This window comes from Streptomyces collinus, assembly GCF_031348265.1.
Lineage (GTDB): Bacteria > Actinomycetota > Actinomycetes > Streptomycetales > Streptomycetaceae > Streptomyces > Streptomyces collinus.
This window is the reverse complement of sequence record NZ_CP133771.1, coordinates 3821874-3838854: the sequence shown is the minus strand read 5'-3', so window position 1 is coordinate 3838854 and position 16981 is coordinate 3821874. Positions and strand designations below refer to the sequence as shown.

The 16981-nt window shown below is 72.3% G+C and carries 15 protein-coding genes; 9 read left to right on the top strand and 6 right to left on the bottom strand.

Features of this window, described 5'->3' with window-relative positions; translation table 11 throughout:
- Positions 1–19 precede the first annotated feature (19 nt).
- From RFN52_RS17245 to RFN52_RS17235, 3 genes are read right to left on the bottom strand one after another with little or no spacing between them, the layout of a single operon-like run.
- Positions 20–796, bottom strand: a complete 777-nt coding sequence (locus tag RFN52_RS17245; RefSeq protein ID WP_184847507.1) for an enoyl-CoA hydratase/isomerase family protein — start codon at positions 794–796, stop codon at positions 20–22.
- A complete protein-coding gene (locus tag RFN52_RS17240) occupies positions 793–1206 on the bottom strand; it encodes a Zn-ribbon domain-containing OB-fold protein (protein ID WP_184847505.1) in 414 nt (137 codons plus the stop codon). The genes RFN52_RS17245 and RFN52_RS17240 overlap by 4 nt, the downstream gene beginning before the upstream one ends.
- A 10-nt stretch (positions 1207–1216) precedes the next feature.
- Positions 1217–2377 carry a lipid-transfer protein gene (locus RFN52_RS17235; protein ID WP_184847503.1) on the bottom strand — a complete coding sequence of 387 codons (1161 nt, stop codon included), beginning with the start codon at positions 2375–2377 and terminating at the stop codon, positions 1217–1219.
- 97 nt (positions 2378–2474) lie between these two features.
- Here RFN52_RS17235 and RFN52_RS17230 point away from each other — a divergent pair, with 97 nt between their 5' ends.
- Positions 2475–4082: a FadD3 family acyl-CoA ligase gene (locus RFN52_RS17230; RefSeq protein WP_184847501.1), complete on the top strand. Its 1608-nt coding sequence runs from the start codon at positions 2475–2477 to the stop codon at positions 4080–4082.
- Here RFN52_RS17230 and RFN52_RS17225 read toward each other — a convergent pair.
- Positions 4072–4998 carry an SMP-30/gluconolactonase/LRE family protein gene (locus RFN52_RS17225; protein WP_184847499.1) on the bottom strand — a complete coding sequence of 309 codons (927 nt, stop codon included), beginning with the start codon at positions 4996–4998 and terminating at the stop codon, positions 4072–4074. The two genes, RFN52_RS17230 and RFN52_RS17225, sit on opposite strands and share 11 nt — an antisense overlap.
- 109 nt (positions 4999–5107) lie before the next feature.
- On the opposite strand from RFN52_RS17225, the gene RFN52_RS17220 reads away from it, so the two are divergent.
- A complete protein-coding gene (locus tag RFN52_RS17220; protein ID WP_107457184.1) occupies positions 5108–5389 on the top strand; it encodes a hypothetical protein in 282 nt (93 codons plus the stop codon).
- 2 nt (positions 5390–5391) lie between these two features.
- Positions 5392–5784 carry a PIN domain-containing protein gene (locus RFN52_RS17215; RefSeq protein ID WP_345615237.1) on the top strand — a complete coding sequence of 131 codons (393 nt, stop codon included), beginning with the start codon at positions 5392–5394 and terminating at the stop codon, positions 5782–5784.
- An 85-nt stretch (positions 5785–5869) separates the two neighbouring features.
- Here the strand turns inward: RFN52_RS17215 and RFN52_RS17210 are convergent, their stop codons facing one another.
- Both RFN52_RS17210 and afsR read right to left on the bottom strand, forming a co-directional pair.
- A complete protein-coding gene (locus tag RFN52_RS17210) occupies positions 5870–6046 on the bottom strand; it encodes a hypothetical protein (protein WP_158756538.1) in 177 nt (58 codons plus the stop codon).
- A 218-nt stretch (positions 6047–6264) separates the two neighbouring features.
- Positions 6265–9276: an SARP-family global regulator AfsR gene (gene afsR, locus RFN52_RS17205; protein WP_184847495.1), complete on the bottom strand. Its 3012-nt coding sequence runs from the start codon at positions 9274–9276 to the stop codon at positions 6265–6267.
- 226 nt (positions 9277–9502) lie between these two features.
- Between afsR and RFN52_RS17200 the strand changes: the two genes are divergently transcribed.
- The 6 genes from RFN52_RS17200 (at position 9503) to RFN52_RS17175 (ending at position 16949) form a co-directional block, all read left to right on the top strand.
- Positions 9503–10750 (top strand): amidohydrolase family protein, encoded by a 1248-nt coding sequence (locus RFN52_RS17200; protein ID WP_184847493.1) that lies wholly within the window; start codon positions 9503–9505, stop codon positions 10748–10750.
- Between the two features lie 14 nt (positions 10751–10764).
- The gene (locus RFN52_RS17195) at positions 10765–11667 is read left to right on the top strand and encodes a TIGR03619 family F420-dependent LLM class oxidoreductase (protein ID WP_184853926.1); all 903 of its coding nucleotides are present in this window, start codon (positions 10765–10767) and stop codon (positions 11665–11667) included.
- Positions 11668–11676: 9 nt separating this feature from the next.
- Positions 11677–12447: an SDR family NAD(P)-dependent oxidoreductase gene (locus RFN52_RS17190; RefSeq protein ID WP_184847491.1), complete on the top strand. Its 771-nt coding sequence runs from the start codon at positions 11677–11679 to the stop codon at positions 12445–12447.
- 110 nt (positions 12448–12557) lie between these two features.
- The gene (locus RFN52_RS17185) at positions 12558–13676 is read left to right on the top strand and encodes an LLM class flavin-dependent oxidoreductase (protein ID WP_184847489.1); all 1119 of its coding nucleotides are present in this window, start codon (positions 12558–12560) and stop codon (positions 13674–13676) included.
- 94 nt (positions 13677–13770) lie between these two features.
- Positions 13771–15501, top strand: coding sequence for an N-acyl-D-amino-acid deacylase family protein (locus RFN52_RS17180; protein WP_184847488.1), 1731 nt, complete (start codon positions 13771–13773; stop codon positions 15499–15501).
- Complete coding sequence (locus tag RFN52_RS17175; RefSeq protein WP_184847486.1) at positions 15498–16949, top strand: aldehyde dehydrogenase family protein; 1452 nt, start codon at positions 15498–15500, stop codon at positions 16947–16949. The genes RFN52_RS17180 and RFN52_RS17175 overlap by 4 nt, the downstream gene beginning before the upstream one ends.
- Positions 16950–16981: the final 32 nt, after the last annotated feature.

Sequence of the window (16981 nt, the reverse complement as noted above, 5' to 3'; positions counted from 1 at the left end):
GGTGTAGGGGTAAACGACTTCACTCGCGCAACCGGTACTCCCGCGACCGCCCGGCGAACAGCCGGGCCTGCCGCTCGCCCGCCGCGTTCCCGAGTGCGATGAGATGCGGTGCCTGTGCGAACCCCTGAGCCCGCCCCGCCTGACTCGCGGCCCACAGCGCCCGCACGGTCCCCTGCACGGCCTCGGTCGGATACCCGGCGAGGACGGTGGCGCACGCGGTCGCCGCCCTCAATGCCTCGCCCTCCGGCACGAGTTCCGACACCAGGCCGATCTCGTACGCCCGCCGGGCCGAGATCCGTTCCGCCGTCCCCATCAGCGCCATCCGCGCGACCTCCCCGTAGGGCATGCGCTGTGCCATGAGGACGGACTCGTAGGCGCTCACCATGCCGTAGGTGGTGTGCGGGTCGAAGAAGGAGGCGGTGGTGTCCGCGACGACGAACTCGGCCTCGCCGAGCAGGTAGAAGGCCCCTCCGCAGGCCATGCCGTGTACGGCGGCGACGACCGGTTTCCACAGGTCGTTCGCCTTCGGCCCGATCCCGAGCAATGGATCGTCCTGCGCGTAGGGCGAGTTCGGCTGCGGCACGACGGCGTCCCGGTCGATGCCGGTGCAGAAGGCACGCTCACCGGCCCCGGTGAGGACGATCGCCCGCACGGCGTCGTCGAACCGCAACTCCTGCCAGGCGGAGGCCAGTTCGTCGGCCATGGCCAGGTCGACGGCGTTGAGCCGCCCGGGCCGGTCCAGCGTCACGACGGCGACCCCGCTGTCCCGGTCGGCCCGTAGGAGCACACCGCTCATGACCGCTCCGGGACCCACTGGGGAAGGCCGTCGTGGAAGACGGCCCGCACCCGGGCGCCGATGCGCAGGCGGTGCGGTGGCAGGGAGTCGAGGGGCTGCCCGGCCCCGGTGACCAGATTGCCCACCAGCCGGATGCGGGGCGCCTCGTCCAGCTCGACGACGACCACGTTGTACGGCGCCTGCGCGGCGTAGTCGGGCAGCAGCGGCGGATGGGCGACGACGTACGACCAGACCCGGCCCCGGCCGGACACCGGACGCCACGCGCTCGCGAAGGACTGGCAGTGCGGGCAGCAGGGCCGGGGCGGGAAGCGGAGTTCTCCGCAGTCGCCGCAGGCCTGGACGCGGAGTTCGCCCTGGGCGGCGTACTCCCAGAAGGGGGCGCCGTCGGCGTCGGGGACGGGACGCAGCATGGAGTGCTCCTCAACTCCTCAGCAGCAGGGCGGAGGTCGGGACCCCTTCGCCCGCGGTGACCAGACAGGCGGAGGCGCCCGGCACCTGCGCGGTACTGGTGCCGCGCAGCTGCCTGACCCCTTCGTTGATGAGGTTGAAGCCGTGCACGTAGGCCTCGGACAGCCCGCCCCCGCCGGTGTTCACCGGCAGCAGTCCGCCGGTCTCCAGCGCCCCGCCCTCGGTGAACGCCCCGCCCTCGCCGCGTCCGCAGAAGCCGTAGCCCTCCAGGGAGAGCAGGACCAGGGGCGTGAAGGCGTCGTAGATCTGGGCGACGTCGACGTCCTCGGGGGTCAGGTCGGAGTGCTTCCACAGGTGCCGGGCGGCGCTCCAGGCGGGGCCGGTGAGGGGGTCGTCGTTCCAGTAGTTGACCATGCCGTGGTGCTGGGCGGGGAGCGACTGGGCGGCGGAATGGACGTAGACGGGTGTGCGCCGGCAGTCGCGGGCGCGCTCGGCGGAGACCACGACACAGGCCAGGGCCCCGTCGGTCTCCAGGCAGTTGTCGAAGAGGCAGAGCGGCTCGCTGATCCAGCGGGAGGTCATGTACATCTCGCGGGTCAGGGGCCGGTCGTACATGATCGCGGCGGGGTTCTGGTTGGCACGGTTGCGGCAGGCCAGGGCGACGTTGAACAGGTGGTCGCGGGTGGCGCCGTACTCGTGCAGGTAGCGGCGGGTGAGCATCGCGATCTCGTCGGCGGGCCTCAGCAGCCCGAACGGGCGGGTCCACTGGGCCGGGGTCGGGAGCTGCACGGTGGTGTTGGTCCAGGGCCGGGGCCCGCTGCCCCGCTTGCGGGACCGCCAGGCCACCCCGACGCTCGCCTGCCCGGCCGTGATGGCGGCGGCGAGATGGGCGACGGTGGCGCACGAACCCCCGCCCCCGAAGCCGACCTTGCTGAAGAAGGTGAGGTCGCCGAAGCCGCAGGCCTTCGCCAGCTCCACCTCGTCGGTCTCCTCCATGGTGTAGGAGGCGAGGGCGTCGACCTCGCCGGGCGCGATCCCCGCGTCGTCGAGGGCGGCCAGGACGGCCCGGCAGGCGAGGGTCCGTTCGTCCTCCGGAAGCCGTTTGGCGAAGGGCGTCTGGCCAATGCCGACGATGGCGGTGGCGTCCTTGAGGGCTCCCGATCCTGCTGCCATGCTGCGCGCACCTCCGGGCCCGAACGGTCGCTGACAGGCCGTCAGATTACAGATAATCTGACGGGTAGTCAGCTCCTACGTCGTCGGGAGGCGTGCTGTGCGAGCGGATACGGCATGGGGAAGCGTTCCGGGCCTGGTCAGGACAGCGGCCGAGCGGTACGCGGACGTCGAGGCGGTCGTCGAGGGCCGCACCCGCGTCACCTACGCGGAACTGGGCGCACGCGTCGAGCGCGCCGCGGCGGCCTGCATGGCGACCGGGACCGAACCGGGCGACCGGGTCGGCATCTGGGCCCCGAACACGCTCGACTGGATCGTCGCAGCCCTGGGCGCGGTCTCCGCGGGCGCGGTGCTCGTGCCGCTGAACACCCGGTTCAAGGGCGCCGAGGCGGCGGACGTGCTGCGCCGCAGCGGCACCCGGCTGCTGTTCGTCACCGGCACGTTCCTCGGCACCTCGTACGTGGCGTCCCTGCGCCGGGCGGCGGGCGACGGCCCGGGCACCGGCCCGCTGCCCGGCCTGCCGGCCCTGAAGCACGCGGTCGTCCTCTCGGACGACGCCCCGGCCGACTTCCTGACCTGGAAGGACTTCCTGGCGAGCGGGGAGGGGACGGGGACGGCGGACGTCCGTGAAAGGTCCGCGGCCGTACAGGGGACCTGGCCCTCGGACATCATCTTCACCTCGGGCACGACGGGCCGCCCCAAGGGCGCCGTCATCACCCACGACCAGACGCTGCGGGCGTACGACATCTGGAGCGAACTCGCCGGACTCACCCGGGGCGACCGCTACCTGATCGTCAACCCCTTCTTCCATACCTTCGGCTACAAGGCCGGGGTGATCGCCTGCCTCATGCGGGGCGCGACGATGATCCCCCAGCCCGTGTTCAACGTGACCACGGTCCTCGCCAACATCGCCGCCGAGCGGATCTCCGTACTCCCCGGCCCCCCGACCCTCCTCCAGTCCCTCCTGGACCACCCCGCACGGGACGCCCACGACCTGACGGCCCTGCGCCTGGTCGTGACGGGAGCGGCCGTCGTGCCGCTGCGCCTGGTCGAGCGGCTGCGCACCGAACTCGGCGTCGGCACGGTCCTCACCGCCTACGGCCTCTCCGAAGCGAGCGGCGTCGTCACGATGTGCCGGCGCGGCGACGACCCGACGGTGATCGCCTCCACGTCGGGCCGGGCCATCCCCGGCACGGAGCTACGGGTCGTCGGCCCCGAGGGCCGGCCCCTGGCACCAGGCCTGCCGGGCGAGGTCCTGGTACGCGGCTTCCACGTCATGAGCGGCTACTACGAGGACGAGCGGGCCACCTCCGAGGTCCTGTCCGAGGACGGCTGGCTGCGCACCGGCGACATCGGCGTCCTGGACGCCGCGGGCAACCTGCACATCACCGACCGCCTCAAGGACATGTTCATCGTCGGCGGCTTCAACGCCTACCCCGCCGAGATAGAGCAGCTCCTGGGCCTCCACCCGGACGTGGCGGACGTGGCGGTGATCGGCGTGCCGGACGCCCGGCTCGGGGAGGTCGGCAGGGCCTACGTCGTACGGCGCCCCGGCGCCCTGCTGACCGCCGACGACCTGATCGCCTGGTCCCGCAGGGAGATGGCGAACTACAAGGTCCCCAGAACCGTCCGGTTCGTCGCGGAACTGCCGCGCAACGCGAGCGGGAAGGTCGTGAAGGGCGCCCTTCGGGATCCGGTCACCGGCTGACCGGCAGGGCCGGGGTGCCGGTGACCGACATCATCAGGGAGTACAGGGTGGTGTCGGCCGCGATGAACAGGCGATTGCGCCGGGCGCCGCCGAAGCGGACGTTGGCGACCGTGCCGGGCACCAGGATGCGGCCGATCAGCGTGCCGTCGGGGTCGTAGCAGTGCACGCCGCCGGCCATCGCGGCGGCCCAGAGCCGCCCCCGGTCGTCGAACCGGATGTTGTCGAAGTTGCCGTTCGCGCACGCGACGAAGACATCGCCGCCGGACAGGCCGGTGCCGTCCTCGCCGACGTCGAAGACGCGGATGTGGTTGGCGACGCTGTCCGACACGTACAACTGCCGCTCGTCCGGCGAGAAGACCAGCCCGTTGGGCCCCTGGAACCCGTCGGCGACCAGCCGCACCTCGCCGGTCGCGGGGTCGACGCGGTAGACGTTCCGGGCGCCGATCTCGCTCTCGGCGCGATGCCCCTCGTAGTCGGTGGCGATCCCGAACTCGGGGTCGGAGAACCACACCGAGCCGTCCGACTTCACGACGGCGTCGTTCGGGCTGTTGAGCCGTTTGCCCCGGAACCGCTCGGCCAGCACGGTGACCGAGCCGTCGTGCTCGGTCCGGGTCACCCGCCGGTTGCCCTGCTCGCAGGTGACGAGACGGCCCTGGCCGTCCAGGGTGCTGCCGTTCGGGTACCCGGCGGGGGAGCGGAACACCCCGACGGCCCCGGTGGTCTCGTCCCACCGCAGCAGCCGGTCGTTCGGGATGTCGCTCCACAGGAGGTACCGCCCGGCGGGCACGTACACCGGCCCCTCGGCCCACCGGCACCCCTCGTACAACGTCTCCAGCCGCGAATCCCCCGCCTGACACCTGCCCGTGCGGAACCGCTCGTCGAGGGTCTCGTAGAGATGGGGCTGCTCGCCGGGCATGGGGGCCGCCTTCGGGCTCGGGAGGGTGATCTCGGACCCACTATGGCGCGCCGCGGCCGGCGGCGCACACGCCGGGCCGACGACGCTCAGGGCCGGTATGGTAGGTGGTATGGCAACGAAGAAGTACACCGTGACGCTGCCGGAGGAGCTCGCCGAGGAGATCCGGCATGAGGTCGGGTCTGGCGGCTTCAGCGCCTACGTAACGCGGGCCATAGAGCGCCAGCGCGAGCAGGACCGGCTGGGAGAGCTGGTCACCTGGCTGGAAGAGGAGCACGGCCCCGTCACCGAGGACGAGCTCGCCTCCGCTGAGGCCGAGCGCAGGGAGTTCGAGCGCCACTTCGCGGAGCAGGGCCCCGGGGCGGCCGGCGAGCGGCATCGGAGGGCGAGCTAGTGGTGCCGTCCTGCTACGTGCTGGACTGCGAGGCGCTGTCCCGGGCCGTTCTCGGTGACCGGGTGATGCTCGCTCGTCTCAAGGACGCACACCGCTCCGGCATCCGCGTCGTGACCAGCTCGATGACGCTGATCGAGGCCTACCACGGCCGGGTGAGGCGCGCGGCCTGGGCGTGGGCGATGTCGCGTGTCGTGGTGGAACCCGTGACCCGCGAGGTCGCCGATGCCGCCGTCACCTTGCTCCAGGAAACGGGTCTGCACGGCCACAAGTACGCGATCGACGCTGCCCTGGCCGTGATCGCGGGCCGGCAGCCCGCAGGCGTGGTGCTCTTCACGTCCGACGAGGACGACATGGGAAAGCTGTGCGGGCCGGGCGTACAGGTCGTGCCGCTGTGACATGACGGCACCTGCCCGCGGACACACCTCGGCCGCGACGGCTCCCCCTCCGCGCCGCCGCGGCCGAACCCCGTGTAACGGTGGCTTACTTCGTCGGCTTGAACGGCTCCGACGTGGCGTGCAGGTCCTTGGTCTCCAGCGGCTCGTCCGTGGCGTGCAGGTCCTGCTTCTTGACGGCGCCCTCGTCCGTGGCGTGCAGGTCCTTGGTCTCCAGCGGCTCGTCCGTGGCGTGCAGGTCCTGCGGCTTGAGCTCGTCGCCCATGATCGTCAACTCCCCTTGGCGTGGAACAGGCAGTGAGGCCGGCGGGCCCGCCCGGTCACTCCCCCGAGGATGGCCGGGCAGGCCCACCCGGGCCGCTCGCCCCGAAACGACCGGAGCGAGGCCCGTGCGGCGACCCGTCTGCCCCCCGACGCGACGGATCGACTGCGTCCATCATGGCGTGGGGGGATAAACGAATGATGAACGCCCCCGACGGCGTCTCAGGCCGCCTGCACCGGGGACAGCAGCGCACGCACCTCGGCGGCCTCGGGCGAGCCCAGCTCCTCGTAGATGCCGGCCGCTTCCTGCCAGCAGACCTGGGCCCGGCCGGTCTGGCCGATGCCGCTGAGCGCGCGCCCGAGGACCGTGAGGACGTTGCCCCGCCGCCACTCCCCGCCGATCCCGCGCAGCACCGTGAGCGCCATCTCGGCGTTGGCGGCCGCCCGTGCCGCACGCCGGGCGGCGAGATCCACCTCGGCCAGCCGGAACAGGCTCATGCCCTCCCAGAGGCGCTGCCTGCTGTCGCGGAACACCTCCAGGGCCTCCTGGAGCCGGGCGGCCGCGTTGCCCAGTTCGCCGCTCTGGGTGAGGGCGAGCCCGAGGGCGTAGCGGGCGTTCGCCCCGCGCATCGAGTTGCCCATGCCGTCGTAGATGTCGATGCCTTCCTCGGCCAGGGCGACCGCACTCTGGGTCCGCCCGGTCGCCAGGTGGATGCGCGAGAGGTTGCAGAGCGCGGCGGCCTCGCCCGGGCGGTCGCCCAGGGCCCGGAAGTGCTCGATGGCCCGGGAGAGGTGTTCCTCGCCGTCCGTGTGGCGGTTCTGGTACAGCGCGATGATGCCGCGCGCGTTGCGCGCCCAGCAGACGGGGAGCAGGTCGTCGGCCTCCTGCGCGAGGCGGATGGCCCGTTCCGCCTCCTCCTCGGCCCGTTCGAAACGGCCGCTCACATGGTGGACGTTGACGAGCGTCATCAGCGCCCGGGCCTCCGCCCGCCCCAGGCCGTGCGACCGGGCCGCGCCGACGAGCGCCTGGGCGGTGGCCTCGTACTCCTTGGAGTTGGCCCCCGACTCGGAGAGGTCGTGCGCCGCCCACAGCATGTCGATCGCCCGGGGGAGGGTCTCCGGCCGCCCCGCGGACTGCCGTACGCAGGCGAGGAGGCAGATGGCCTCCGCGTACAGCCAGTCCTGCGCGACGTGCCGGTCGTCGAACCGCAGCCCCGGGTACGACGTGGGCTCCAGATGATCCACCAGCCGGTCCCCCGGCCGTTCGATCGCGTACACCCCGGCCGCGGACGCCAGGTAGAAGTCCAGCAGCCGGGACAGCGCCGATCCCCGTTCGCTCGGGGGCAGTTCGTCCCGTTCGGCGCAGGCACGCGCGTAGAGCCGGACCAGGTCGTGGAAGCGGTAGCGGCCCGGGGCGGCCGATTCGAGGAGGGAGGTGTCCACGAGGGACTCCAGCAGGTCCTCCGTGTCCTCGGCCGGGAGGTCCAGGACCGCCGCCGCCGCGGCGAGGGAGATGTCGGGGCCGTCCGCAAGGCCCAGCAGGCGGAACGCGCGGGCCTGGGCGGGTTCCAGCTGGCCGTAGCCGAGTTCGAAGGTGGCCTTGACGGCCAGGTCGCCGGCCTGGAGTTCGTCCAGGCGGCGGCGCTCGTCGGCGAGCTTCGCCGCGAGGACGGACACCGTCCAGGTGCGGCGGGCCGCCAGGCGGGACGCCGCGATGCGGATGGCCAGCGGGAGGAATCCGCAGGCCGCCACCACGTCCAGGGCGGCCTTCCGCTCGGACGCCACCCGCTCCTCGCCCACGATCTTCGTGAACAGCGCCAGCGCCTCGTCGGGGGACATCACGTCCAGGTCGATCAGGTGGGCGCCCGCCAGGTCCACCATCCGCGTGCGGGAGGTGACGAGCGCGGCGCAGCCGTCCGTGCCGGGCAGCAGGGGCCGCACCTGGGCGGCGTCCCGGGCGTTGTCCAGCAGGACCAGCACCCGGCGCCCGGCCAGGACCGAGCGGTAGAGGGCCGCGCGCTCCTCCAGGGAGTCGGGGATCGCCGAGTCGGCCGTGCCGAGGGCGCGCAGGAAGGAGCCCAGGACCGTCTCCGGCTCCGCCGCCCGGGCGCCCGCGCCCTGGAGGTCGACGTACAGCTGCCCGTCCGGGAACGCCGTGCGTGCCTGATGGGCCACGTGCACCGCGAGGGTCGTCTTGCCGACGCCGCCGATCCCGGCCAGGGCCGAGACGGCCATGACCCGGCCCTCGGCGGAGGCGAGGATGTCGCCGAGTTCGCGGACGAACGCCGAGCGGCCGGTGAAGTCAGGGACGGTGGCAGGCAGTTGGGCGGGGCGTACCGGGACCGCGGCCGGCTCGGGGGCCGGGGAGGAGGGCTCCGCGAGCCCCGGGTCCGCCTGGAGGATCCGCTGCTGCAGCTCGCTCAGGCCGGGGCGCGGGTCCACGCCGAGTTCGTCGGCGAGCAGGCGGCGGGTGTCGGCGTACACGGCCAGCGCCTCGGCCTGGCGGCCGCTGCGGTAGAGCGCCAGCATCAGCAGCTCGCGCAGCCGCTCGCGCAGCGGATGCGCCGCGGTGAGGGCCGTGAGCTCGGAGACGGCCTCGGCGTGGCAGCCCTGCTCCAGGTCCATGTCCAGGCGGGATTCGAGGAGTTGCAGCCGCCACTCCTCCAGGCGCACCCGCTGGGCCTCCGCGTAGGGGCCGGGCACCGCGGCCAGGGTCTCCCCGTCCCACAGGGCGAGGGCGCGGCGCAGGGTGTCGCGGGCATGGCAGAGGTCGCCGGCGGAGCGGGCCTTCTCCGCCTCGGTCGCCAGGTCCTGCGCGACGGTGAGGTCCAGGGCGTCCTCGGCGAGACCGCGGACCGCGTAGCCGCCGGACTCGCTGACCAGGACGGCGCCGGTGCCGCCCGGCCGGCGCCCCTCGCCGCCCGGGTCCAGCACCTTGCGCAGGCGTGAGGCGTACGTCCGTACCGCCGCCAGCGCCTGTGAGGGCGGTTCCTCGCCCCACAGGGCGTCGATCAGCTCCGCGGCCGTGGCCGTCCGGCCCTCGCGCAGCAGCAGGGCGCCGAGCAGGGCGCGTTGCTGGGGGGATCCGGTGGCGACCTGCTCGTCACCGCGCCAGGCACGCACGGGGCCGAGCACACTGAAGCGCAGGGTCACGGGCTCGGCCGGCCTCTCCGGCGTGGAGTCGGAACGCCGCTGCTCCGGTACGCGCGGCACACCGTCCGGTACACCGTCCATGCAGTCCCCCTAGACATCCTGAGCAACCACGCCAGTTTGCCTTGTTGACGGCGGATACGTCAGCCGTGGGAGACACCGATCACAGGGCGGCGCACGGGAGTCCACCAGGTCTGCACACTCTCTCCGCACCCACCCGGCCGAGTCGAGTGCATCAGGCCATCGCGGCCGGAATCGACCTCCGCAGACATAGCTGACGGGTCGTCAGATCAGCGCTACCGTGAGCGCCATGGACACCCACGACAGCACGTTTCCGCTGATCATCTCCGTGGACGACCACACCGTGGAGCCCGCGGGCGTCTGGCAGGACCGGCTTCCGGGGAAGTACCGGGGTACCGGGCCACGGATCGTCCGGGCCCCCGTGAAGGACATGACGTTCCTCGGAGGCCGCTTCAAGCCGGTCATGGGGCAGCCCGGGGACGACGGGCCCGTCGGGGACTGGTGGGTCTACGAGGATCTGCGGCGGCCCCTGACCCGGCTCGACACCGCCGTCGGGTACGGCAGGGACGAGATCCGGCTGGAGGTCATCACCTACGAGCAGATGCGGCCCGGGTCCTACGACGTCGCCGAGCGGCTCGCCGACATGGACGTCAACCACGTCCAGTCCGCGCTCTGTTTCCCGACGTTCCCGCGCTTCTGCGGCCAGACCTTCACCGAGGCGAAGGACCACGAGCTGGGCCTGCTCTGCGTACGGGCCTACAACGACTGGATGGTCGAGGAGTGGTGCGGCCCGGACGCGCACGGGCGGCTCATCCCCCTGCCCATCGTCCCGCTGTGGGATGCCGGGCTGGCGGCGGCCGAGGTCCGGCGCAACGCCGCCCGCGGGGTCCGTGCCGTCGCCTTCTCCGAGATACCGCCGTTCCTCGGGCTGCCCTCGATCCACACCGACGAGTGGGATCCGTTCCTCGCCGCGTGCGACGAGACCGGGACCGTCGTCGCCATGCACATCGGCTCCAGCAGCCGCATGCCGTCCACCTCCGCGGACGCCCCGCCCGCCGTCGGCTCCACCATCACGTACGCCAACTGCTGCTTCTCCATGGTCGACTGGCTGATGAGCGGCAAGTTCGAGCGGTTCCCGAACCTCAAGGTCATGTACGCCGAGGGGCAGATCGGCTGGATCCCCTACATCCTGGAGCGGGCCGACGTGGTGTGGGAGGAGAACCGCGGCTGGGGCGGAGTCGCCGACAAGGTGCACCGGCCACCGTCCGAGCTGTTCGCCGAGCATGTCTACGGCTGCTTCTTCGACGACGCCTTCGGCCTGCGCAACCTCGACTCCATCGGCGTCGGCAACGTCCTCTACGAGACCGACTACCCGCACTCCGACTCCACCTGGCCCAAGTCCCGCGAGGTCGGCGAGGCGCAGATGGGGCACCTGGAGGCAGAGGTCGTCGAGCGGATCGTGCGCGGCAACGCCATCGAGTTGCTCGGGCTCACCGCCGAGGGCCTGTGGCCGGGCGGCGGCGGTGGTGCGCGGTGAGCCTGCGGTACGGGATGCAGCTCCCCGTCCAGTCGCAGAGCACCCTCTACGCCGAGGCGTGGGAGGCGGCGGCCGGACCGGACGACCTGCTGGAGATCGCCCGCGCGGCCGACCGGGCCGGATTCGGCTATCTGGCCGGTTGTGATCACGTCGGCATCCCGCGCCGGCTCGCCGCCGCGATGAGCACGGTCTGGTACGACCCCGTCGCCACGCTCGCCTTCCTCGCCGCCGCCACCGAGCGCGTCCGGCTGCTCAGCCACGTCGCGATCGTCGCTCTGCGGCACCCCCTGCTCACCGCCAAGCAGTACGCCACCCTCGACCACCTCAGCGGGGGCCGGCTGGTCCTCGGGGTCGGCGCCGGGCACGTCCAGGAGGAGTTCGAGGCCCTGGGCGTCGACTTCCGCGGGCGCGGGGCCGTGCTGGACGAGTGCCTGGACGCCCTGCGCGCCGCCCTGGGGCCCGAGGAGTTCCCCGAGCACCACGGCAAGCTGTACGACTTCGAGGGGCTCGGGCAGCGGCCCCGGCCGGCCCAGGACCGGGTCCCCGTCTGGGTCGGTGGCAGTTCCCCCGCCGCCGTACGCCGGGCCGCGCTCAAGGGCGACGGCTGGCTGCCGCAGGGGGACCCGAGGGACCGGCTGCCCGGGCAGATCGCCCGGATCAGGGAACTGCGCGAGAAGGCCGGGGCGCGGGGCCCGTTCACCGTGGGCGCCATCGCCGAGCCGCTGTACGTCGGCACGCCCCGGTGGGAGGTGGGGCGCCGCACCCTCACCGGCGGGCCGCAGGAGCTGGCCGAGTCGCTGCGGGCGTACCGGGCGATGGGCGTGCACCAGATCCAGGTGCGGTTCCGCAGCCGGAGCCGCAGCGAACTGACCGACCAGATCGCGGCGTTCGGCGCCGAGGTCGCCCCCGAGCTGTGAGGAGACCCCATGGGCAAGCTCGACGGACGGGTCGTCATCGTCACCGGCGCCGCACGCGGCCAGGGCGAGCAGGAGGCCCGGCTGTTCGCGGCCGAGGGGGCCCGGGTGGTCCTCACGGACGTGCTCGACGACCAGGGCGAGGCCCTCGCGAAGGAGATCGGCGCCCGGTACGTCCATCTGGACGTGGGGCGGGAGGACGACTGGCAGGCCGCCGTCACGGCCACCAAGGACGCGTACGGCCACGTCGACGGGCTCGTCAACAACGCCGGCATCCTGCGCTTCAACTCCCTCCTCGACACACCCCTCGACGAGTTCATGCAGGTCGTGCAGGTCAACCAGGTGGGCTGCTTCCTCGGCATGAAGACGGTCGCCCCGGAGATGGCCGACGGGGGCACGATCGTCAACACCGCCTCCTACACGGGTCTGACCGGGATGGCCGCGGTGGGGGCCTACGCGGCGACCAAGCACGCCGTGGTCGGCCTGACCAGGGTCGCCGCCCTGGAACTGGCCGGGCGGGGGATACGCGTCAACGCCGTCTGCCCGGGGGCCGTCGACACGGCGATGTCCAACCCGGCCCGGCTCGACCCGGACGCCGACCCGGAGGAGACGGGGCGGGGCCTCGACCGGCTGTACCGCAGGCTCGTGCCGCTGGGCAGGGTCGGGCGGCCCGAGGAGGTGGCCCGGCTCGCGCTGTTCCTGACCTCGGAGGACTCGTCGTACATCACGGGGCAGCCGTTCGTGATCGACGGCGGGTGGCTGGCCGGCGTCAGCGTCGTCTGACCGCGACAGCTGACGGAGTATCAGCTATTGACGGCCCCGGAGGCCGGTGGAACAGTCGGAGCCATAAATCTGACGGTTCGTCAGAACTGACCGTGGGGCGGTGAACCTCCTTGGAATTCGGCATTTTCGTTCAGGGATACGTCGGCAAACGGGCCGAGACCGACCCGCTCGCCGAGCACAAGGCGCTGATGGAGGAGACCGAGTACGTCATCCAGGCCGACAAGTCCGGCTTCAAGTACGCCTGGGCCTCCGAGCACCACTTCCTGGACGAGTACTCGCACCTGTCCGCCAACGACGTCTTCCTCGGGTACCTGGCCCACGCGACCGAGCGGATCCACCTGGGCTCCGGCATCTTCAACCCGCTCGCCCCGGTCAACCACCCGGTGAAGGTCGCCGAGAAGGTCGCCATGCTCGACCATCTCAGCGGCAACCGCTTCGAGTTCGGCAGCGGACGGGGCGCCGGGTCCCACGAGATCCTCGGATTCATGCCGGGGGTCACCGACATGAACCACACCAAGGAACTCTGGGAGGAGACCATCGCCGAGTTCCCCAGGATGTGGCTCCAGGACGAGTACCAGGGCTTCCAGGGCAAGCACTGGTCGCTGCCGCCGAGGAAGGTCCTGCCGAAGCCGTACGGCGGCTCGCACCCGGCCATGTGGTACGCGGCCGGATCGCCGCCGTCGTACGCCATGGCCGCGAAGAAGGGGCTCGGCGTGCTCGGCTTCAGCGTGCAGAAGGTCTCCGACATGGAGTGGGTGCTGGAGCAGTACAAGACGGCGATCGTGGACGCGGAGCCGGTCGGCGCCTTCGTCAACGACAACGTCATGGTGACGACCACGGCGATCTGCGCGCCGACCCATGCGGAAGCCGTGCGGATCGCGGCGAGCGGAGGGCTGCACTATCTGCCCTCGCTGGTGTTCAGGTACCACGACACCTTCCCGCGGCCCGAGGGGTTCCCGGTGTGGCCGGAGACGCTGCCGGAGTACACCGAGGAGTTCGTGGAGGTGCTGATCGAGGAGGAGTTGCTGATCTGCGGGGATCCGGACGAGGTGCTGCGCCAGTGCAAGCGGTGGGAGCAGGCCGGGGCGGATCAGCTGAGTTTCGGGCTGCCGGTGGGGGTGCCGAAGGAGGAGACGATGCAGACGATCCGGCTGGTCGGGGAGTACGTGATTCCCAAGATCGATACGGATCCTGTGCACCGGACTTCCCGTTTCCGGAGTGCCGCTTGATCGCCGTTGGCGGGTGCGGGCGCGCTGTGGCTGGTCGCGCAGTTCCCCGCGCCCCTAGGTGGGACATCCCGCTGCCCATCAGGAGGTGAACCCCATGCTCGATCACGTCATCAAAGGGGCGACCGTCGTCGACGGGTCCGGTGCGCCCGGCTTCATCGCCGACGTCGGCATCAGGGACGGCCGTATCTCCGTCGTCGGGACGGTCACCGAGGAGGCACGGTCGGTCGAGGACGCCACCGGCCTCGTCCTCACCCCCGGCTTCGTCGACCCCCACACCCACTACGACGCCCAGCTCTTCTGGGATCCGTACGCCACGCCCTCGCTCAACCACGGCGTCACCACCGTCGCCGGCGGGAACTGCGGGTTCACGCTGGCGCCGCTGCACCCCGACCGGCCCGAGGACGCCGACTACACGCGGCGGATGATGTCCAGGGTCGAGGGCATGGCGCTGGTGGCGCTGGAGGAGGGGGCGCCCTGGAACTGGCACTCCTTCGGGGAGTACCTGGACGCCCTGGAAGGGCGGATCGCCGTCAACGCCGGGTTCATGGTGGGCCACTGTGCGCTGCGGCGGTACGTGATGGGGCCGGACGCGGTCGGCGGGCAGCCGAGCCAGGAGCAGCTCGCCGCGATGGTGCGGCTGCTGCGGGAGGCCATGGACGCCGGGGCCTGGGGGCTGTCCACGACCCAGTCGAGCAGTCACTCCGACGGCGACGGGCAGCCCGTCGCCTCACGGCACGCCCAGCCGGCCGAACTGCTGGCGCTGTCGCGGGCCGTGGGGGAGTGCGAGGGCACGCAGATCGAGGCGATCGTCGCGGGCTGTCTGGACCAGTTCAGCGACGCGGAGATCGACCTGTTCGTGGAAATGAGCGCGGTGGCGGGGCGGCCGCTGAACTGGAACGTGCTGACCATCGACGCGGCCGTCCCCGAGCGCGTGCCCCGGCAGTTGCTCGCGAGCGAGCAGGCGCGGAAGGCCGGCGGCAGGGTCGTCGCCCTCACCATGCCGATCCTCACCCCCATGAACATGTCGCTGGGGACGTTCTGCGCGCTGAACCTCATCCCCGGGTGGGGGCCGGTCCTCGGACTGCCCGTCCCCGAGCGGATCGAGAAGCTGCGCGACCCTGACGTGCGGACCGAGCTGCTGCGGCGAGCCCGGTCCAAGGAGGCGGGCGTCTTCCGGCGGCTGTCGAACTTCGGGCGCTACGTCATCGGCGACACCTACAGCGAGGCGAACGCCGGGCTCACCGGGCGCGTGGTGAACGACATCGCCGAGGAGCGCGGGCAGGAGCCCTTCGCCTGTCTGGTGGAGATCTGCGCCAACGACGGGCTGCGCACGGTGCTGTGGCCGATGCCGACCGACAACGACCCGGCGTCCTGGGCGCTGCGGGCCGAGACGTGGCAGCACGAGGACGTGCTGCTGGGCGGGTCCGACGCGGGCGCCCATCTGGACCGGATGTGCGGGGCGCCGTACACCACCCGGTTCCTCGGGGACTGCCTGCGGGGCCGGAAGCTGGTCGGTCTGGAGCAGGCCGTGAAGATGCTGACCGACGACCCGGCCCGGCTCTTCGGGCTGCGCGAGCGGGGACAGGTGCGGGAGGGCTGGCACGCCGACCTGGTCCTGCTCGACCCGGAGCGGATCGACGCCGGCCCGGCCACCCTCGTGCACGACCTGCCCGGCGACAGCCCCCGACTGGACTCGCGGGCGCTCGGCGTGCGGGCCGTGTGGGTCAACGGCGTCGAGGCGATCCGGGACGACGTGGTGACGGGGGCCGTTCCGGGCCGGGTGCTCCGCTCGGGGCGGGACACGGAGACGGTGAGCACGAGGTGACGGCACGGCAGCCGCTGTTCGTCGGCGGCTCCTGGGTGGAGCCGGACGGCGGGCACTACGAGGTGACCGACCCGGCGAGCGAGGAGACCGTCGGCTGGGCGCCGGAGGCCTCGCGGGACCAGGTGCTCGCGGCCTGTGCGGCGGCCCGCGAGGCCTTCGGGCCCTGGTCGCGCACCGCACCGGAGGAACGGGCCGCGATCCTCGGCCGGGCGGCGGGGATCATCGCCGCCCGGCTGAAGGAGTACGCGTCACTGGCGGGGGCCGAGACCGGGGCGACCCTCGGCACCGCACGCGCCATGCAGGTCGGGGTCGCAGCCGCCCGCTTCCGGCGCTACGCGCGCGTGGAGCCCGCCGAGTGGCCGATCCCGCCGCAGATCAACGAGGCCGGGCCGATGGGGAAGGCCGGGGTGATGGGCGCTCTGGCCGTCCGGCAGCCCGTCGGGGTCGTCACCTGCGTCACCTCGTACAACAACCCCTGGGCCAACCCGGCCGGAAAGGTCGCCCCCGCTCTGGCGATGGGCAACACGGTCGTGGTGAAACCCGCCCCGCAGGACCCGCTGTCGGTGTACCGGATGGTGGAGGCCCTGGAGGAGGCGGGCGTGCCGCCGGGCGTCGTGAACGTCGTCAGCGGCTCCCGTACGGAGGTCGGCGAGGCGGCCGTGGCGTCGCCCGACGTCGACATGGTGAGCTTCACCGGCTCCACGGCGGTCGGGCAGCGCATCGCCGAGGTGTGCGGGCGCGACATGAAACGGCAGTTGATGGAGCTGGGCGGGAAGGGCGCCGCGGTCGTCTTCGACGACGCCGACCTCCGCTCGGCCGTCGCCGGGATCGGCACCACCTTCTCCTTCTACAGCGGCCAGATCTGCACCGCACCGACGCGGGTGCTGGCGCAGCGCGGCATCCACGACCGGCTGGTGGAACAACTCGCCGCCTACGCCGACCGGTTGAAGGTCGGTGACCCGCGCGAGCCGGACACCGTGGTCGGACCGGTGATCTCTGCGGCCCACCGGGACCGGGTGGAGTCGTACGTCGAACTGGGCCGGAAAGAAGGCGCGGTGGTGGTGACGGGCGGCGAACGCCCGGACCTGTCCGCGGGCTTCTACGTCGCCCCGACCCTGCTCGCCGACTGCACCAACGACATGCGGGCGGTCCGTGAGGAGATCTTCGGGCCGGTGGTGGCCGTCGTCCCCTTCGACGACGAGGAGGAGGGCATCGCGCTCGCCAACGACACCGACTACGGCCTCATCGACTACGTCTGGTCGGGCGACGTGGCCCGGGCCTTCCGGGTGGCGCGGCGGCTGCGGGCCGGGGGTGTCGGCGTCAACACCGTCGGGCGGAACATGGAGGCGCCCTTCGGCGGATTCAAGCGCAGCGGCGTCGGCAGGGACGTGGGCAGCTACGCGCTGCACGCCTACAGCGAGGTGCAGGCGATCGTCTGGCCGGGGTGACGCCTCTCAGGGGTCCTTTCACGATGCCCGTC